Annotated in this window: 17 protein-coding genes and 2 pseudogenes; 4 read left to right on the forward strand and 15 right to left on the reverse strand. The window is 59.4% G+C overall.

The genetic code is table 11. The features are described 5' to 3' along the window. Positions 1-24: 24 nt before the first annotated feature. The 9 genes and pseudogenes from ACA065_RS11675 to ACA065_RS11715 form a co-directional block, all read right to left on the reverse strand. Positions 25-411, reverse strand: a complete 387-nt coding sequence (locus ACA065_RS11675; protein ID WP_497694635.1) for a hypothetical protein — start codon at positions 409-411, stop codon at positions 25-27. Positions 412-677: 266 nt separating this feature from the next. Further along, positions 678-990: pseudogene (locus ACA065_RS11680) on the reverse strand (GNAT family N-acetyltransferase); the annotation flags it as partial. A 145-nt stretch (positions 991-1135) separates the two neighbouring features. After that, complete coding sequence (locus ACA065_RS11685; protein ID WP_497694636.1) at positions 1136-1429, reverse strand: fructose-bisphosphate aldolase; 294 nt, start codon at positions 1427-1429, stop codon at positions 1136-1138. Between the two features lie 647 nt (positions 1430-2076). Further along, a complete protein-coding gene (locus ACA065_RS11690) occupies positions 2077-2607 on the reverse strand; it encodes a hypothetical protein (RefSeq protein WP_497694637.1) in 531 nt (176 codons plus the stop codon). Between the two features lie 809 nt (positions 2608-3416). Continuing rightward, complete coding sequence (locus ACA065_RS11695; RefSeq protein WP_497694638.1) at positions 3417-3983, reverse strand: GNAT family N-acetyltransferase; 567 nt, start codon at positions 3981-3983, stop codon at positions 3417-3419. Positions 3984-4132: 149 nt separating this feature from the next. Then, positions 4133-4393, reverse strand: a pseudogene (locus ACA065_RS11700) (transposase domain-containing protein); the annotation flags it as partial. A 31-nt stretch (positions 4394-4424) separates the two neighbouring features. After that, on the reverse strand, positions 4425-5153 hold the full coding sequence (locus tag ACA065_RS11705; protein WP_497694639.1) for a hypothetical protein: 729 nt from the start codon (positions 5151-5153) through the stop codon (positions 4425-4427). Positions 5154-5718: 565 nt separating this feature from the next. Then, positions 5719-6108, reverse strand: coding sequence for a hypothetical protein (locus ACA065_RS11710; RefSeq protein ID WP_497694640.1), 390 nt, complete (start codon positions 6106-6108; stop codon positions 5719-5721). A gap of 198 nt (positions 6109-6306) precedes the next feature. Beyond that, positions 6307-7722: a purine-cytosine permease family protein gene (locus ACA065_RS11715; protein WP_497694641.1), complete on the reverse strand. Its 1416-nt coding sequence runs from the start codon at positions 7720-7722 to the stop codon at positions 6307-6309. Between the two features lie 250 nt (positions 7723-7972). Between ACA065_RS11715 and ACA065_RS11720 the strand changes: the two genes are divergently transcribed. Continuing rightward, positions 7973-8884 (forward strand): LysR substrate-binding domain-containing protein, encoded by a 912-nt coding sequence (locus ACA065_RS11720; RefSeq protein WP_010171799.1) that lies wholly within the window; start codon positions 7973-7975, stop codon positions 8882-8884. Positions 8885-10042: 1158 nt separating this feature from the next. Here the strand turns inward: ACA065_RS11720 and argE are convergent. The 4 genes from argE to ACA065_RS11740 are packed head-to-tail and all read right to left on the reverse strand — an operon-like array spanning position 10043 to position 13639. Beyond that, entirely contained in the window at positions 10043-11188 is a 1146-nt protein-coding gene (gene argE, locus ACA065_RS11725) for an acetylornithine deacetylase (protein ID WP_497694642.1), read from the reverse strand. Next, entirely contained in the window at positions 11185-11862 is a 678-nt protein-coding gene (locus tag ACA065_RS11730) for a DUF1028 domain-containing protein (RefSeq protein WP_497694643.1), read from the reverse strand. Before ACA065_RS11730 ends, argE begins: the two co-directional genes overlap by 4 nt. 10 nt (positions 11863-11872) lie before the next feature. Then, positions 11873-12283 (reverse strand): RidA family protein, encoded by a 411-nt coding sequence (locus tag ACA065_RS11735; protein ID WP_497694644.1) that lies wholly within the window; start codon positions 12281-12283, stop codon positions 11873-11875. A 24-nt stretch (positions 12284-12307) separates the two neighbouring features. After that, the gene (locus ACA065_RS11740; protein WP_497694645.1) at positions 12308-13639 is read right to left on the reverse strand and encodes a flavin-containing monooxygenase; all 1332 of its coding nucleotides are present in this window, start codon (positions 13637-13639) and stop codon (positions 12308-12310) included. Between the two features lie 209 nt (positions 13640-13848). Between ACA065_RS11740 and ACA065_RS11745 the strand changes: the two genes are divergently transcribed. Then, complete coding sequence (locus ACA065_RS11745; protein WP_497694646.1) at positions 13849-14283, forward strand: GNAT family N-acetyltransferase; 435 nt, start codon at positions 13849-13851, stop codon at positions 14281-14283. On the opposite strand, the gene ACA065_RS11750 is transcribed toward ACA065_RS11745, so the two are convergent. After that, on the reverse strand, positions 14280-14882 hold the full coding sequence (locus ACA065_RS11750) for a LuxR C-terminal-related transcriptional regulator (RefSeq protein ID WP_497694647.1): 603 nt from the start codon (positions 14880-14882) through the stop codon (positions 14280-14282). The two genes, ACA065_RS11745 and ACA065_RS11750, sit on opposite strands and share 4 nt — an antisense overlap. Positions 14883-14996: 114 nt before the next feature. Between ACA065_RS11750 and ACA065_RS11755 the strand changes: the two genes are divergently transcribed. Next, complete coding sequence (locus ACA065_RS11755) at positions 14997-16610, forward strand: ATP-binding response regulator (RefSeq protein ID WP_497694648.1); 1614 nt, start codon at positions 14997-14999, stop codon at positions 16608-16610. Here ACA065_RS11755 and ACA065_RS11760 read toward each other — a convergent pair. After that, on the reverse strand, positions 16600-16935 hold the full coding sequence (locus ACA065_RS11760) for a hypothetical protein (protein ID WP_497694649.1): 336 nt from the start codon (positions 16933-16935) through the stop codon (positions 16600-16602). The two genes, ACA065_RS11755 and ACA065_RS11760, sit on opposite strands and share 11 nt — an antisense overlap. A gap of 176 nt (positions 16936-17111) precedes the next feature. Between ACA065_RS11760 and ACA065_RS11765 the strand changes: the two genes are divergently transcribed. Beyond that, positions 17112-17585 (forward strand): GNAT family N-acetyltransferase, encoded by a 474-nt coding sequence (locus ACA065_RS11765; protein ID WP_497694650.1) that lies wholly within the window; start codon positions 17112-17114, stop codon positions 17583-17585. Positions 17586-18046: the final 461 nt, after the last annotated feature.

Consider the following 18046-nt stretch of genomic DNA (forward strand, 5'->3'; position numbering starts at 1 on the left):
CAACCGCAATCCTGATCGGCAGCGTTATTCCATTGGGGAGTAGTCCGGGATTCTGGCCTTGTGCAGCGCCCCATCAATTTGAGGGCCAACACGGTTGACGTTCTCCAAATGGGCTGGGCTGAAAGTGCCATCGGCACGGTCTGGATGAAACCTTAACGAGAGGCGCAGCCCCCGCTTTGCAGGACGACCTTGCGCAATCAAGAACGGCTTCCCGACGCTCACATCCGGTTGTAGCAGGCCGTTTGATTCTGCAACGGCAAAAAAGACCTCTATCGCTTTGAGTATGTTTTTTACGTCCACTATCACTCGAATCTGTTCCCGATCAGGCATGCCAGGCGGCGGCGGCATGCGTATTTGCGCAACTTCTGGCTGAGGGTTGTTCGATAGCCATGGCGGCTTGATTCCTATCATGGTGAATATTCCTGTGCAGTGATCGTCAAGTGACGACGGTCCACCGATCTTGCAGAGCATTCAACCTGCCATGGCGCTATATTTTTATAGAAAATCGAGACGAGTTTTTGCCTGCTCTATAGCGCCAGTGGGCCCAACCCCCCCGCACCGACGCCACCCGAGACAACTGCGCGCCATATCAAGCATGCGTTCGGCATCGGGGTAGGGGCCTCATTACGAGGGCCGCGACAAAAAGGATTAGTCCCAGGATGGCAATTAAAAAAAGCCATCACCCTCTTATGCCACGCCATTCCGCCATGATCCGAAGGCGAAGGCCGCACATAGCTGTACCCCATTCGGCGCCACGGCCGAATGCCCCATCAACCCCTTGACCGCCTCATCCGACATCACCACCTGATGGGCTCAACCACAGTTGATAAAACCCACCACCTCGTCGTCCGCCTCCAGAATCAAAAAGCCTTCGGAGTACTGCGCAATCCGCGTAGCGATCTTTTTCAGCGTCGCGGTTTCGTCGCCTTCATAGGCAGTGGTTTCGATTTCAAAACAGCGGGCGGCATCGCCGGGCAGGGCGTCGAACAAAGCTCAAACTGTGGGAGCTGTCGAGCCCCAGCGAGGCTGCGAAGGCGGCCGCACAGACACCCGAACATCCAGACCAACCCCAACTCCCACCTCCCCAAAAACCAGAAAACCCGCCGAAGCGGGTTTCCTCACAACTCACATCACATCAACCCACAGCAGCCAAATCAAACCCCCGCCGCTCCATCACCGTAAACACATCCGCCACATCCTGAACCATGATCCGAGCGGTATTGGCGACGGTATTGATGTCGTGCTCGGCATAGTCGGACACATTGGAACAGGCCATCAGGTGCAGGTAGGCGAGGGCAGCGTTCAGGCGCTCGCTGGCGCAAGCGTGGAGCTCGCTGAGCGGGGCGTCGCTGTCGATGAGGAGCACGGGGTAGTCGGTTGCGGTTTGGGACATGGGGGTGAAGCGGCGGGGCGGCTGTTGAGTTTTCAAGGTGGAAATCCCTAAGAAAGAAAAAGTATTGAATAGCCGTCGAACAGGGCATCACCGGGAATCGGGTCTGTCGGGTTTAACGGGTTTGGTGGTAATTCTTTTTTAGGGCTGCGAATCCCATCGCCGATCAAGCTGGCGACGGAGCGAACTATAGAGAGCTGATTGTGGTGAGGCAACGGAGGGTGTCGTGGTCGTAGGTATGGTTCGCGCAAGCGGTGACTGTTTTGGGCGTCCGGTCACAGCTACGGTTAAGCGCTCTACACCTTATTTTTAAAGGCAATTGGGATGTAGAGAGGGTTGGTAAAGTGGATGCGTCTCTCAAGCTTGTGAGACGTTTCTGGCGGGATTTTAGGAGAGTTTGCGTCGATTCCCAGACCTGCTCAGGCATGTGCGTTCGACCTGGTACGATCGGGCAGGCCGCGACGACTGATATCATCGCTTAAGCCATCGCTGTTTTGCAGTCTCAGAAATTAGAGCTCCAGCTGACTGGTTATAGATGTTCTATCAGCCTGCACTCGGAGGTCGCCCATCAACTCTCAGTGCATTAGGGACAAACGTCCCCTTATTGGCCGACGCCACTGGCGGTATGGATATAGTGTTCGATTGTGCCTAAGTTTTCCCATTCTCCAATGTAGGTTCCTGCGACCTCAATTGCGGCCGGACGTCGGGCACGTCAGCGTGATTGTGACTCTGCCATCCTTGCGCAGCGTATAAGGCACCGTGCCTGCGGACGGAGCATAGCGGATGTCTTCAATGACCTTCAAACTCAAGGTCTGCCCCTGTTTTTCATAGTGCATTTTGTCGGCAGCATCCTTGTCTACCGCTACATAGTTGGTCCTCAGTAATGCCCCTTCGGCTTTGTCATAGTCGAACCAGATGGTGTCGTTCTCTATGCTGCTCTTCTTCGCATGCAACGGCCGGATCTCTACTTTGCTTCTGAAGTAGCCATTGATCTGATTGCCGTCACTACTTACCTCCGCCTCGCACTTGCCGGGGCTGCGATAGCGTAATTGCGCGGCGTCTAATGCTGGAGAAGCGCGCGCGTCGCGCGCCACCGTCAGATTGGACATGGTTGCGCTGCAGGTGCATTGGAGGGGAGTCGCCTGGGTGCTGGCACATGCCAGCAGCAGCGATGCTGCCAACAGTATTGCGGGGGGTGTTGTCGTTTTGTTCGTCATATGAGATTCCTATCATTGTTAAATTCACGGCCATTTACCGCGAACTCATTCTGGAAAAAAACGGGGGCAGACCCTGAGGGATCCAGATTGCAGATGTGATTACCAGAAAGTGGCGGTTGGTTCCTCGCGCAACGGGGCGAAAATAGCCGCGAGACTTCGAACGTTAACGCAGCAAACGGCCTGAGGCGGTCATTAGCCTGGACCCTCACGAGCAGGAATCCAAGGGCAGCTTTCAGCACGTGGGGCAATTCATCGTTGGCGTTAAAATATAGCCCGTCTCTGCACGTTTTCTACTGGCTTAGCCTCACGTTTGACGGCGTGGCGGGATAGCCTAGGGCAGCGCCTTGGGTACGGCCGTGACAACGGTTGCGAGCCGGCATGGAGACGTTTTGGATGCGCTGCACGAGATCCTGACGCCAAATGCATCCCGATCCCTAGCTAAGGACCTAGCCGCATTCCTCAATGGAGTGAGCTCAGGGAACGAGGCCAAAGCAAATATCCGGCTGTTTCAACTTTATGGTCGGCGCCCTCAGGTCTGGGCAGATGTCTCAAAGAACGCAAGTTCGCCAAGTTCTATCATGTCCTGAGTGCGCAGTTCAGTCATCTAACAGCCGACCCTCATCGAGTAGTTACCTATTTCAGCCTCAAGGTATTCGAGCGCTTGCTAGACCCAGATCTAGGCACTTTTTGGGCTGCCGCGATCAGCGTGCGACAAGACGGCGAGCGTTTTCGTGTCACGACGTTCTTATCGTTAAGCTGTGTGAAAGCAGAATATTGAACTCAGCTGCGTATGCGTCCGGCCAAGTCATCTATGGCCGATGCATGAGGTAGGCCTCACCGGTAACGCGGATCATCGAATGGGGCACGACCTGGCAAGTCTTTACGATCTTGAAGCCCTGTCGCTCGTAGAAACGCCGGGCTCCCGTGTTTGCCGCGTAGTCTATGAGGCTTAGGCCGTTTAGCTCTAGTTCCTCGGCGCGCACCTGAGCGAACTCAAGAAAGCGCACTCCAAAGCCCAAATTTCGCCAGCCATCGTGAAGCGCTAAGCTTGAAATATAGAGTGTGCCGGGGATCTCCATTTCGCAATAGGGCGCCAGCACAGGGTCGGAGGTGGGAATGGTGTTGGGATCTTCACGCATCACGTAGCTATGCATCATTCCAACAACACGCTCTTTGGCTTCAGCGATGAGGCAGTTCTGGTATGAGAAATCGACCTCTTCTCGAGCGTATCGGATGGCACCGACGTCTAGTAGGTCTTGCCCAGGCTCCGCCAACTGGCTCCAGATGTAATTCGACGCCCCTTCAGAAGTGATTTGGAATAAACGAGCAATTTCGCGCGCATCATCGCGGCGGGCCGAACGAAATTTGACAGTCATGCAATGACTCCAAACGCCAAGGAATTGGCTCCTTATAGCGTGGGCACTTGAAGCGTTTCAATGTGAAGTCCCTGCCTAATTTGTACGCAAATATGACGTTCGGTAACGGTGTTTTCTCGGTATACGTCCGGGCATCAAGTCTTGCGTGATCAAACCGGCTGCCACTTATGCGGAAGCAGTTGCTCGATTTCACTCGCCCGCTGCGTCGGCAGGCGCGTGAGAACATCCTTTAGATAGGCATACGGATCATGACCATTCAGCCGCGCAGACTGGATCAAGCTCATGATCGCCGCCGCCCGCTTTCCGCTGCGTAGCGACCCGGCGAAGAGCCAGTTCTTGCGCCCAAGAGCCTATGGTCGGATCTGGTTCTCTGCCCAATTATTATCAATGGGGACGGCCCCGTCATGGATCCCTCAGGGTCAGACCCCGTTTTTCCTAAAATCACACCCGCACCACAAACCCCTGCGCCGCCCGCCGCTCAAACATCGCAGCCTCCGTCTCCCGCGTCGCCCGTTCGCCTTTATCAGACAACTGAGTGAAAAACGTCGCGCTCCTGAACTCTCCGGGCACCATGGTGTGCGTATCTTTAAACAACGGCGCCAGATCAATAGTCTTAGCGAAATTCTCCTTAGTCAGGCTGTAGAACCCCATATAACTCCCCGACCATGGCGAATCAGCGTCCACCAAATCAATGGACGCATCGCGATACGCCACGGCTGCCGCTTTAAGCCCAAGGGATTTGTTGAGCAGGTCCGTGAGCCGCTGGGTGTCCGAGCTGCTGAGCTGGCCGGCGGTATCGAGCACTTTGAGCGTGCCGTCGGCCTCGACCGTGAAGCCGTACTTTTTGCTGGCAAGGTCGGGCGCGTTGGTCGACAGCGTTGCCTGGAAGGCTTGGAAGGAGGTTTTCAGCGTCTGGTGTGCGCCGGCGGCGATATCAGCGAATCGACGGAAGTCCGGTGACTGGGAGCGGCCGACCCAGGTGTCGACGACCTCCAGCGGTGTCGTCATGGTGCTGGCGCCTTCACTGGGGTGGTAGATGGCCGCTGGTGTGGCATTGGCCAGGGTGTTCTTGTTGGCATCCGTCAACGGCTGGGGCTCGAGCTTCTGTCCGGAAGGCGTGAGAAGGGTGTTAGCCGGTGGGAGGTAGGTTGCGCTGACGGAAAGTGCCATTTAATCACTCCATGATTGGCGGGTTTCCTAGAGGTTATCGACGGGTATGCAGCAAGCTTTAGGTCAGTGGCCAGTCTGCGTTGCTCTGTTCGCAAGCCAGCCTAGTGCAATAGGGCGAAGACCACGTTTACGTGCATTTGAAAATTATGGTCTGCCACCAATTTTTTGTTTTTCTATTTCCAGCGATGCACGCTCAAGATACCGTTCGGAGTTTACGCGCATGGATTGAGCTTATGATTTCCCAGAACGCCCAACGCATTTGTGATCGATGCGGCGATTTGATAACGGCTTTTTGCCCTTCGCTTGAAACGCTATCAACTATCGGAATCTTCCATGAGGCGGGTGATCAGGCAGTAGTAGACGAGATAGTACGACGGGAAAATATTGATCCCAAAATTGTGTGGGAGTACTTCGCCCATCGAATGAGGATGCGATGCGCGTAAAAGGTGGCCTTCTGCTCGTTCTGCGGTGGGCAGCTGAGAACCTGGAAGGCGCGACAATGCATGCACTGCATAAAGGATTGGCACTGATACCCGATATTTGGAACGGCTGGAGTTCACGAGGTTTATTTTTCGTCGAGTTGAGAATCCAGGCGCCCACCGCCATAGTAATTCATGAACTCCCGCATAATCGGCGAAAGCGCCTCCTGCGAAGCAATCTGCCAGAACTTTCTCTCCCCCAAAACCGGCTCTAACCGCTTGATAAGTTCCTGCGCCGTATTGTGCTGGCCAGTACGCAGCCAGTGCCTGAACATACCCTCGTTTTCCTGCCTCGGTAGCTGTGCAGCCTGGAGCAGTTTGAGTGTGTATCGGTAGTTCAGTGGCCACAGTTGCTTTAGAAAATCGAGTCTCTCAGCGATGGGAAGTCCCACTAACCATTGCCTCACGTCCTTATCCACCTGAGCAATGCCAGATCGGGATGCCACCTGTTCCGGTGTGAAGCGACAGTCGTCCATGGTGTGCAACGCCGAAGAGTCTGAGGAAGATCTCATTCTGTCCTAGGCACAGGAATAACGGGCAGCTTTATTTTGTCGCTCACACGGCGCTCAATTTCGCAGCCCCTCCAAAAACGAAAAAACCACCCACACCCCAGCCGCAAAGCCACGATATGGATGGTCCTTTCAATCACTCTCAAACCACTACATTCAGCTACCTCAAACCCCACTCACCAACTTCCCCCCATCCATTCGGCGCTTATACGCACTGTCCCGACTCGCCAACCAAAAATACAACGGCGACGTCACCACCAACCCCACCACCCAGGACAAATCCGCGCCGTTAATGTGTTCCGAAATTGGCCCTACATACAGCGGCGTGTTCATAAACGGAATCTGCACCGCAATCCCGATGGCATACGCCAGCAGCGCTTGCGGGTTGTACTTGCCGTATATCCCGCCATCCACGCGAAAGATCGACGCAATGTCGTATTTGCCTTTGTGGATCGCGTAAAAGTCGATCAGGTTGATCGCCGTCCACGGCACCAGTACCACCAGCAGCACCAGCACCATGTCGACGAAGTGGCCGATGAAGTCTTTGGAGGCGAACACGGCCGCAATGGCGCAGGCGGCGAGTACGAGGATGGAGATCACCGCGCGGCTTTTGGCGGTGGGTATCCAGCGGTAGGCGAAGGTCTGTACCAGGGTGATGATCGACAGCACCGCGCCGTACAGGTTGAGGGCGTTGTGGCTGATCACGCTGAGCAAAAACAGCACGAGCATCAGCGGGCCGATGGCGCCGGTGGCGAGTTTGACGGCGTCCATGGTGTCCATGCCGACTGGGGTGGCGAGCACGGCGACGGCGCCGAAGATGAAGGCCAGGCTGGAGCCGAGGGCGGAGCCCAGGTAGGTGGTCCAGAAGGTGGAGGCGACGGGCACGTCGGCCGGCAGGTAGCGGGAGTAATCCGACACGTAGGGCGCGAAAGCGATCTGCCACAGCGCGGCGAGGGACACGGTGGCCAGCACGCCTGCGATGTTGAAGCTGCCACGGGTCAGGAAGTCCGTGGTTTGCACGTGGGTGAAGATGTAGCCGAAGCCCAGCACGATGCCGGCGCCGAGCACCCAGGTGCCGATGCGGTTGAGCACGTGGATAAAGCGGTAGCCGATGATGCCGATGATGCCGGACCCGATGGCGCCGATCACGATGCCGACCGGCACGGGCACGCTGTCGACCACGCCGTGCAGGGATTTACCCGCCAGCACGATGTTGGAGGCGAAGAAGCCGATGTACATGACGCCGGCGATCACCACCACCAGCAGTGCGCCGAGTGAGCCGAATTGCGCGCGGCTCTGGATCATTTGCGGGATGCCCATTTGCGGGCCTTGGGCTGAGTGCAGCGCCATCAGCACGCCGCCAACCAGGTGGCCGACGAGGATGGCGACGATGCCCCACAGCAGGTTCAGGTGAAACAGTTGCACACCCAGCGCACCGGTAACGATCGGCAACGGCGCGATGTTGCCGCCGAACCACAGGGTGAACAGGTCTCTTACCTTTCCATGGCGATCTTCCGGGGGCACGTATCCAATCGTGTGTTTTTCGATAAGCGGGGCGGAGGATGTTGCAGTGGTAACCATGACGAGCTCCAAGGCAAGGTGAGTACGTTGACGTACTTCGCTGTGCGCTGCACGTGCGGCGCTTTGTTGTTGGAGTGATCATCTGCAATGGGCGCGGGGAGGTAAATTAGTAAGTTTGTTGCTATAGACCTTAAAAAAAGTATCTCGCCGGATTTTTTGCTCCGGTATGTTGCAGGTGCTTGAATCAGTGTGAAAAAGCCGATTTTCGCGCACTTGTTTGGGGCGAAGCCCCACGTTTTCGGAGGTCCCGATGGCTGCCTATAACCTGCGCCAGCTCAGATATTTTGTTACCACGGCCGAGTGCGGCAGCGTTGCCGAGGCGTCGCGCAAGCTGTATATCGCGCAGCCGTCGGTGTCCACGGCGATCAAGCAGCTGGAAGACAGCTTTGGCGTGCAGCTGTTTATCCGCCATCACGCCCAGGGTGTTTCGCTCACGCCCAGCGGCGCGCGGTTTTATCGCAAGGCGCTGGAGCTGCTGCGGGTGGCCCATGAGTTCGAGCAAAACGCCCTGGCGGACAATGATGTGGTGGCGGGGCAGATCGACATCGGCTGCTTTGAAACGGTGGCGCCGTTGTACTTGCCGCGTTTGATTGCCGGCTTCAAGGCGCTGTGGCCGGGGGTGGAAATCCGTATTCGCGACGGCGAGCAGCAAGAGCTGGTGCAGGCGCTGACGGCGGGCAGTATCGATGTGGCGATGCTGTTTGAGCATGACTTGGGTGGCACCATCGAGACCACGCCGTTGATGCCGCCGCAGCAGCCGTATGCGTTGCTCCCGGCAGATCACCGCTTTGCGCAGCAGGCCAAAGTGTCGCTGGCGGATCTGGTGCTCGAGCCGATGATTTTGCTGGATGTGCTGCCGAGCCGGACGTACTTCGTGAGCATCTTTGAAGAACGTGGGTTGACGCCGAATATCGTGTTCAGCTCACCGTCGATTGAGATGGTGCGGGGCATGGTGGGGCGCGGGTTTGGGTTTTCGATTTTGGTGACCAAGCCGTTTACCGAGTACACCTATGACGGGCAGAAGGTGGTGTGTGTGCCATTGGCTGAAACAGTCACGGGTTCGGGGTTGTCGGCCGTTTGGCTACGACGAGCGCCGTTGACCAAGCCGGTGCAGCTATTCGTCGATTACTGCCGCGAAGAACTTGCCCGTTTGCTCGGCTAAACCTGAAATGCTATCTAACAACCCATAGAGAACCCCTGTGGGAGCGGGCCCGCGATGGCGGTGTGTCAGCCAGCACTTCTGCAAATGATCCACCGCCATCGCAGGCAAGCCAGCTCCCACAGTAGATGTATCTTGCCAGTCAGGGCTGTGCTCGGCTCACGCGCCAATCGACCCCAGCATTCACGGCGGACGCGCGAGGATTGGGCCTGAACACAGGTCAAAAATGTGGGAGCTGGCTTGCTCGCGAAAGCGGTGGATCAGCCAGCACATCGGGTGACTGACACACTGCATTCGCGAGCAAGCCCGCTCCCACATTTGCCCTGTGTTGTCGGGTAAATAGGCGGCCCAGGCTCGTACTGCATGAGGGCGACTGACTATCGGGTGGCCAGGATGAACACAGATCTAAATGTGGGAGCTGGTAAGCCAGCTCCCACAGTAGATGTATCTTGCCAGTCAGGGCTGTGCTCGGCTTACGCGCCAATCCAACCCAGCATTCACGGTGGACGCGCGAGGATTGGGCCTGAACACAGGTCAAAAATGCGGGAGCGGGCTTGCTCGCGAAAGCGGTGGGTCAGCCAGCACATCGGGTGACTGACACACTGCATTCGCGAGCAAGCCCGCTCCCACATTTGCCCTGTGTTGTCGGGTAAATAGGCGGCCCCGGCTCGTACTGCATGAGGGCGACTGACTATCGGGCGGCCAGGATGAGCACACATCTACAGTGGGAGCTGGCAAGTCAGCTCCCACAGTAGATGTATCTTGCCAGTCAGGGCTGTGCTCGGCTCACGTGCCAATCGAACCCAGCATTCACGGTGGACGCGCGAGGATTGGGCCTGAGCACAGGTCAAAAATGTGGGAGCTGGCTTGCTCGCGAAAGCGGTGGGTCAGCCAGCACATCGGGTGACTGACACACTGCATTCGCGAGCAAGCCCGCTCCCACATTTGCCCTGTGTTGTCGGGTAAATAGGCGGCCCAGGCTCGTACTGCATGAGGGCGACTGACTATCGGGCGGCCAGGATGAGCACAGGTCTAAATGTGGGAGCTGGCTTGCCTGCGATGGCGGTGGGTCGGCTGGCTCATGTGCTGACAGAACCACCGCCATCGCGGGCGAGCCGGCTCCCACAGGGTTTTGCATAGGGTGACAGGTTGGTATTCGGCTCAGGCGCGAATCGAATCGAGCATGCGCAGCAACATGGCATCACAGCCGGCCAACTGCTCCACACTCACAAACTCATCCGGCTTATGCCCTTGGTCCATGCTCCCCGGCCCACACACCACCGTGGGAATGCCCACCGCGTCAAACAACCCGCCCTCGGTGCCAAACGCCACCGTGCCAAAATCCCTGGAGCCGCAAAACGCCGCAATCAACTGCGCCGCCTGGCTACGCTCGTCGGTGACCAAGCCGGGATACGCCGACAACTCAGTAAACCGAATCGCACTCTGCGCACTCACGGCCTGCATGCGCGGCAACACCTGTTGCTCAGCGTAAGCCTGCAGTGCTGAAGCCACTTCGCCGGGATCCTGCGACGGCAACGCGCGAATTTCGAAATCAAACCGGCAATCCGCTGGCACGATGTTCAGCGCCTTGCCACCCGAAATCACACCGGTCTGCACCGTGCTGAACGGCGGGTCAAAGCGCGGGTCCTGCTGCTCGCGCAGGCGCTGGCCAATGCGGCCCAGTTCACCGATCAACTCGGCCGCGTGTTCGATGGCATTCACGCCATACGGCGCATACGCCGAGTGGCACGCCTCGCCATGCACATCACAGCGCATCGCCAACTTGCCCTTGTGGCCGAGTACCGGCTTAAGCTCAGTGGGCTCGCCGATAATGCACAGCATCGGCTTCACTGGCCGTTGCTCCAGCACCTTGAGCAACGAGCGCACACCCAGGCAACCGACTTCCTCGTCGTAAGACAGGGCGATGTGCACCGGCAGGCACAGATCTGCCTCGACCAACGCCGGCACCAGCGCCAGCACGCAGGCGATGTAACCCTTCATGTCCGCCGTGCCACGGCCAAACAGCTTGCCGTCGCGCTCGGTCAATTCAAACGCCGGCACTGTCCACGGCTGGCCGTCCACCGGCACCACATCGGTGTGCCCCGACAGCACAATGCCCGGCAGGTCCGCCGGGCCGAGGCTGGCAAACAAGTTGGCCTTGCTGCGTTCCTCGTTGTAGACCAACTCACTGGCCACGCCGAACCCTGCAAGGTAATCGCGCACGTACTCGATCAACTGCAGGTTGGACTCGCGGCTGGTGGTATCAAACCCCACCAGCGTTTGCAGCAATTGGCGGCTGCTGCTCATCGTGCGTCACCGGCCACGCCGTAGCCGGGGGAGCGGTCGGGGGCGAGGGCGCGGTCGATGTAGTCCTGCACCTGCGGGCGGTAGGCGTCCCAGAGTTTTTGCAGTTCGCCAATTGGGTTTTCATCCGCCCAATCCACGCGCAGGTTGATGATCGGCCAGGTCAGTTCGCCCACCACCACCACGGCGGCGGAATGCACCGGCCCGGCTTCGCCGCCGGCGGCGATGGCGGCGTGCATGGCGGCCAACAGCCGGTCTGCCAGCTGGCCTTCGCCGTGTTCGAACGCCTTGACCATCGCCTCGATCACCGCGCGGTCGGCGAGCATATTGCCCGCCGCCACGCACTGTTCGCCCGACACCGCGTTGTGGGTGCCGAGGGTTTCGCTGCCGCTGAAATGCACGCTGCGGCCCAGGTGATCAATCGCCGTCAGTTGCCGGTATTGGCTATAGCCGTTGCGCGTCAGGGCTTTGTCGACGGCGGCGGCCGGCTCAAGGCCTTGTTCGAGCAGGTCGAGCACGTCCGGGCCCAGCGCCGGCAACGTGATGTTTTGGGTCGAGACCGCACCCACACCGGGCCGCAACCACGGGCAACGGGCGCCCACGGCGATGCTCGATGAGCTGATGGCGATGCCCAGCTGGCCGGTGTCCGCGCAACGGGCGACGATGGAAAAGGTCATGGGTGGCTCCTTATTCGGGAATAACGGCGATCACGTCAATTTCCATCAGCCACTGCGGCTGGCCCAGGGCCGACACCACCAGCCCGGTGGAGATCGGGAACACGCCTTTGAGCCACTTGCCGACTTCCTGGTACACCGGCTCGCGGTAGCGCGGGTCGATCAGGTAGGTGGTGGTCTTGACGATGTGCGACAGGTCGGAACCGGCTTCCTCAAGCAGTTGCTTGACGTTTTTCATCGCTTGTTCGGCTTGGGCACGCGGGTCGCCGAGACCAATCAGTTTGCCGTCGAAATCAGTGCCCACCTGACCGCGCACGTACACGGTATTGCCGGCGCGCACGGCTTGGCACAGGTCGTTATCCAGGCTCTGGTTGGGGTAGGTTTGTTTGGTGTTGAACATGCGGATGCGAGTGTGAGTAGGCATCAAAAAAACTCCAGAAAATAGTGATCAGGCGCTGACAGGCGATGTGTGAACCACCGGTGCGGCTGCGCGGTACTCGAGGTATTGGCGCTGGATGGCAATATGGTCGGCCACGTATTTGGCGTCGTGCCATACGCCCCAGATAAATGACGAGCCACGGCGCGATTGCCACGGCAAACCGAGGAAGTAGATACCCGACTCGGCGGCCACGCCGCGTTGGTGTTGCGGTTTGCCGGCGGCGTCAAACGCATCGACTTTCAGCCAGCTGTAGTCCACGGCAAACCCGGTGGCCCAGATGATCGAGGTAATACCGGCCTTGGCCAGGTCCAGTTCCAGAATCGGTTTTTTGATGCACTCGGCATCCGGGAACACACGGCGGGCTTGGGGCTCCAGCGGCAGGTCGAGGCCATTGCGCTGGATATAGGCGTCCGCCGCATCCAGCAGGGCGAGGTAGTTCTCATCGCCGCGTGCCAGGTTTTCCACCAGGTTGGGTTGGAACGTGGCGGTGGTGCCGTTGAAGGCTTGGGTCAAGCCGACCAGGGTCATGCCTTGCTGGGCCAGCTCGCGAAAATCAATGGTCTTGCCGCCGTGGGCGCCGCTTACGGCAATGGTCACGTGCTCGCGGCCGGGCTTCATCGCGGCTTGATCCCACTCGCCCAACACCCCCAGCCACCAGCAGAAATCGCGGTTGCGGTAGGCGCGTGGTGGGCGGTCGTGAGCACCGACCGACAGGTACACCTGGCGACCGGAACGCTGCAACTCATCGGCGATCTGCACGCCGGACGAGCCTGCGCCTACCACCAGCACGGCGCCGGCTGGCAGTTGCGCGGGGTTGCGGTAGTCGGCGGAGTGAATCTGATGCAGCGCGGTGTCTTTAGGCGCAATCGCCGGAATCACCGGTTTCTGGAACGGCCCGGTGGCGGCGATGACGCGGTTGGCTTCGATCACGCCTTCGCTGGTGTGCACGGTAAAGCCAGGGCGGCCGACATTGCGTACCACTGAGGTCACGTCCACACCGGTGCGGATCGGTGCGTTGAACTTGCGTGCATAGGCTTCAAAGTAATCCGCCACACGCTCTTTTGGCGCGAAGCCATCGGCGGCCACGTCATCGAATTGCAGGCCCGGAAAGCGGTCATGCCAGGCCGGCCCGTTGGCCACCAACGAATCCCAACGCCCGGTGCGCCAGCGCTCGGCAATACGGCTGCGCTCCAGCACCAAGTGCGGCACGCCTTGCTTGCTCAGGTGCTCGCTCATGGCCACGCCAGCCTGACCGGCGCCGACTACCAGCGTGTCTATTGTTGTTATTGCTTGCGTCATGTGTCTGTCCTTGCGTAATGCAGTTGGATTCAGCTTGGGCATGACTTAAAGGCTAGGGGGAGGGCGGTTTTTAATAAAATATTATTAAGCTTTGAACAGAGCATAAATATCGGATGCAGAGCGGTGTGCGTAACGCCGCCGATCAAAAAATAGGGGAGCGGGCTTGCTCGCGAAGGCGGTTTTTCAGTCACTATAGCCTTCACTGACCCACCGCCTTCGCGAGCAAGCCGCTCCCAGATTGGATAGATGTCATGCCGACGATCCGCGTAATGACCACCGCCGACTACGACGCCATTCTCGCCCTCATGCAAAACACTCCTGGCATTTCCCTGCGCGATGCCGACTCTCGCGCGGCCACCGAACGCTACCTGGCGCGCAACCCGCAGATGAGCTTTGTCGCTGAAGCTGACGGCCAGGTGATCGCCTGCGTAATGTGCGGCCATGACGGCCGGCGGGGTTATCTGCAACATTTACTGGTGCTGCCGGACTATCGCCGCCAGGGCATCGCGCAGGCGTTGACCCAGCGTTGCCTGGATGCGCTGGAGCACCTGGGCATCTACAAATGCCACCTCGACGTGTTCAAAACCAACACCCGCGCCGCCCAGTATTGGCAGGGCCAGGGTTGGACACTGCGCACGGATATCGACCGTTATTCATTCACGCGCTCCGGCCACGAAAACGCCTAGAACTCGCCGGAATACTTCACGGCCGCCGCCGCGCGCGAGGGCACCTTCAAGCTGCGCAGCAGTGACGACACGTGAATGCGCACGGTAAACGGCGAGATCGCCAGGGCCTTGGCGATTTCCTTGTTGGTCTTGCCTTGGGCGATCAGGCGCAGCACCTCTTGCTGGCGGGCGGTGAGGGTGTGGGTGTCCAGCGGCAGCAGGCCCGAAGGCGCGAATTTGACCAGCACTTCGCCCTCGCGGATCGCCAGCAGCGCCTGGCCGATTTCATCCGGGGTGATGTTTTTGCCGATAAAACCATCGGCGCCCAAGGCCATGACCTGATCGATCAGCGCCGGGTCATCCACCATCGACACTACGATCAAGGTGGTGCGCCGCAGTTGCTGGCGCAGGGCGGCCAGTTGGCTCATGCAGGTCAGGCCGGGAAAGCGCAGGTCGAGGATCAGCGTGTCGACGTCGCTGCCATCGCCAATCAGCGCCTGCACTGTGTCCAGGTCGCCAGCCTCGTGCACCACGGCCTCGGGCAGCAGTCGCTGCGCGGTGCGCAGCATGCCCTCGCGAAACATCGGGTGGTCGTCGGCGATGATGATCCGGCCGGTCATGGTGTGCTCCTTCCTGGGGCAAAATTGTGCTGTGGCATGCTACTTTAGCACCGCGCCACAGGGACGCCGCTGGGGCGTAGAGGATAGATCGATTGCCGCACAAGGACGTACCCCATGAGTCATGAGACCAACTCCGAACTCGACCAGGCCAACCTGCGCATTGTGGTGGCCGCCATCGCCATTGTGTACATCGGCGCGCTGGGTTTTTTGCCTGGGCATTCGATCAGCACCTACCTGCCGGTCGTCCTGTATATCTTCGTGTTTTTGCTGGCCTCCATCGCGCTGCGCCAAGTGATCGCGCGCTGGCCCGGGCATTACCCGGCGCGGCGGGTTTTCGGCATGGTCCACGACTACACTGGCACCTCGTTCGGCCTGGTGGTGGGCGGTGAAGCGGCGTTGCCGCTGTATGCAGTGATGGTGTGGGTCAACCTCGGCAATGGCATGCGCTATGGCTCGCGCTACCTGGCGATTGCCACGGGCTTGGCCTTGCTTGCACTGCTGATCGTGTATCGGCTGACGCCACTCTGGCAGGCGCAGCCGTTCATGGTGCTGATGCTGATGATCACCAGCACGGTGATTCCGGTGTACGCCCATATCTTGCTCGAACGCACGCGCAAGGCCTCCGAAGAAGCCATCGCCGCCAACCTGGAAAAGTCGCGTTTTCTGGCACAGGCCAGCCACGACCTGCGCCAGCCTATCCACTCCATTGGCCTGTTCACTGCGTGCTTGCGTGAAGCAAAGCTCGGGGATGACGAGCAGCGGTTGGTGGACAATATCGACCGCTCGCTGCTCAACGTGTCGCAGCTGTTTCGCTCGATTCTTGACCTTTACACGCTCGACAACGGCCGCTTGCTGCCCAAATACCAGGTGATCCACCTCGGCGAATTCCTCGCCGACCTGGTGCGTCAGCACGCCGAGGCGGCGCAGTGGGCTGGGGTGGAACTGCGCCTGCGGCCGTGTGCGTATTGGGTGCAGGTCGACCCCGCGATGTTGGCGACGATGGTGCAAAACCTGCTCTCCAATTGCTTTAAATACGGCGCGCAACGACCGGTGCTGATCGGCGTGCGCATGCGCGACGGTGGTTTGTCGGTGCAGGTGCATGACCAAGGGCGGGGGATTGCCGAGGAGCATCAGGCGAAGGTCTTCGAAGAGTTTTATCGGGTGCGCCAATTGCGTGACAAGGACGTCGAAGGCGTGGGCCTGGGGCTGTCCATCGTCAAGCGCCTGGGGCAGTTGATGGGCGTGCAAGTGAGCCTGCGTTCACGGGTGGGGCATGGCACTTCTGTGAGCCTGTATGGCCTGGCACGGGCTACCGCGCCACGCCAACCGGCCGTGCGCGACGATGCGCGCCAGGCCGGCTTGCTGACCGGTCTGAAAGTCTGCCTGGTGGAAGATGACCACAACGTGCTGCTGGCCACCCAGGCCTTGCTGGAGCGCTGGGGGTGTGAGGTGCAGGCCGAATCCAGCGGGCAGGACCTGGTCAGCGGCTGCGACATCATCGTGGCCGACTATGACCTGGGCAACCACGCCACCGGCATCGAGTGCATCGACGCCCTGCGCCAGCAACGCGGCTGGGCGGTGCCGGCGTTGATCCTGACCGGGCACGACGTGGAGAAAATCCAGGCCGCCTTGCATGACCGTCAGATCGCGATTCTCTCCAAACCGGTGCGGCCCGCTGAACTGCGCGGTGTTCTGCGGGACTTGAGCCAGCAGGCCATTACCGAATGAACCCCTGCAGTGGGTTACCTCGTGCGCCTTTGGGTTGGCAGTAGGCTGCAGGCTTGATCATCCCGTAGCTGCCTATAACGTGCAGTGCCCCGGCAACGCCGCTCGGGACTGTGCAGTTGTAATCACCGGACGCGGTGTTGGCAGTGTAATAGGTCGTCGTGGTGTCGCTGCGCACATTGGAAATACGTTTCACCGGTTCACCCAGGTTGGTTTCCGACAGCGTCTTGAGGTGATCTTCGGTGGGTTTCATATTGCTGCAGCCGGCAGCGCCAATGATCAGGGCGCCAAGCAGGGTGAGACGGGTAACGGGGGAGTGCAGGTTCATGGTGTTTCTTCCTTGGGGTTGTTATGGTTTTTTCAGCGCGCACTACGCCCACGCGCGATAAACGCACGGTGCCGGGGGGAGCGCTGGAAGTGCCGGGGAATATAGCGCCGCCGGGTACAGGGGTCGATTAGCACAAGTGTGCTAATGGCACGATGAGGTCATGGACGGAGAGAGCAATGCTAGAGATCAAACGCGCCACCCCAGCGGACGCCCAGGCGGCGTTTGACATTCGCCTGTTGGCCATCCGCAGCCAATGCATCGGCGCCTACACTTGCGAACAGATGCTGCTGTGGACCCGTGGCCGCGCCGAAGACGGTTACAGCGCGCTGATGGATAAACTGTTTTACCTGGGCTGGGTGAACGGTGAGCCGGTGGTCACCGGCATGCTCGACCTCGACAACAACGAAGTGGGTGCGTTGTTTGTGCTGCCCGCCTTCACTGGGCGCGGGTATGGCAAGGCGATGCTGGATCACTTGGAAAACGTTGCGCGGGAACTGGCGATTGAAGCGGTGGTGCTGGACGCGACCTTGAACGCGACGAGCTTCTACCGGGCGTGCGGTTACGTGGGTGATGTACAGGCGGTCTACCACTCACCATCGGGGCTAGCGCTGGCGTGCATCCCAATGATCAAGCGGCTAACCGCGATCTAACCAACACCGCGTATCCCCTGTGGGAGCCGTCGAGCTTTAGCGAGGCCGCGAAAGCGGTGGGTCAGGCAACAACTATTCCAACAGTGCCGCCGCCTTCGCAGCCTCGCCAAGGCTCGACAGCTCCCACACTGGATCTTCACTCACCGCCCCGATGGTCAAGCAACAAACCGCGATTTAACCCACACCGCGAATCCCCTGTGGGAGCCGTCGAGCTCTAGCGAGGCCGCGAAAGCGGTGGGTCAGGCAACAACTATTCCAACAGTGCCGCCGCCTTCGCAGCCTCGCCAAGGCTCGACAGCTCCCACACTGGATCTTCACTCACCGCCCCGATGGTCAAGCAACAAACCGCGATTTAACCCACACAGCGAATCCCCTGTGGGAGCCGTCGAGCTTTAGCGAGGCCGCGAAAGCGGTGGGTCAGGCAACACTATTCCAACAGTACCGCCGCCTTCGCAGCCTCG

It is taken from the genome of Pseudomonas sp. LBUM1640 (assembly GCF_059716225.1).

Coding starts and splice junctions, on each gene's coding strand:
- ACA065_RS11715 (WP_497694641.1), bottom strand. CDS start 7,722: ATGGTTACCACTGCAACATCCTCCGCCCCGCTTATCGAAAAACACACG.
- ACA065_RS11675 (WP_497694635.1), bottom strand. CDS start 411: ATGATAGGAATCAAGCCGCCATGGCTATCGAACAACCCTCAGCCAGAA.
- ACA065_RS11730 (WP_497694643.1), bottom strand. CDS start 11,862: ATGACCTTTTCCATCGTCGCCCGTTGCGCGGACACCGGCCAGCTGGGC.
- ACA065_RS11695 (WP_497694638.1), bottom strand. CDS start 3,983: ATGACTGTCAAATTTCGTTCGGCCCGCCGCGATGATGCGCGCGAAATT.
- argE (WP_497694642.1), bottom strand. CDS start 11,188: ATGAGCAGCAGCCGCCAATTGCTGCAAACGCTGGTGGGGTTTGATACC.
- ACA065_RS11690 (WP_497694637.1), bottom strand. CDS start 2,607: ATGACGAACAAAACGACAACACCCCCCGCAATACTGTTGGCAGCATCG.
- ACA065_RS11745 (WP_497694646.1), top strand. CDS start 13,849: ATGCCGACGATCCGCGTAATGACCACCGCCGACTACGACGCCATTCTC.
- ACA065_RS11710 (WP_497694640.1), bottom strand. CDS start 6,108: ATGGACGACTGTCGCTTCACACCGGAACAGGTGGCATCCCGATCTGGC.
- ACA065_RS11750 (WP_497694647.1), bottom strand. CDS start 14,882: ATGACCGGCCGGATCATCATCGCCGACGACCACCCGATGTTTCGCGAG.
- ACA065_RS11720 (WP_010171799.1), top strand. CDS start 7,973: ATGGCTGCCTATAACCTGCGCCAGCTCAGATATTTTGTTACCACGGCC.
- ACA065_RS11705 (WP_497694639.1), bottom strand. CDS start 5,153: ATGGCACTTTCCGTCAGCGCAACCTACCTCCCACCGGCTAACACCCTT.
- ACA065_RS11755 (WP_497694648.1), top strand. CDS start 14,997: ATGAGTCATGAGACCAACTCCGAACTCGACCAGGCCAACCTGCGCATT.
- ACA065_RS11740 (WP_497694645.1), bottom strand. CDS start 13,639: ATGCCCAAGCTGAATCCAACTGCATTACGCAAGGACAGACACATGACG.
- ACA065_RS11735 (WP_497694644.1), bottom strand. CDS start 12,283: ATGCCTACTCACACTCGCATCCGCATGTTCAACACCAAACAAACCTAC.
- ACA065_RS11760 (WP_497694649.1), bottom strand. CDS start 16,935: ATGAACCTGCACTCCCCCGTTACCCGTCTCACCCTGCTTGGCGCCCTG.
- ACA065_RS11765 (WP_497694650.1), top strand. CDS start 17,112: ATGCTAGAGATCAAACGCGCCACCCCAGCGGACGCCCAGGCGGCGTTT.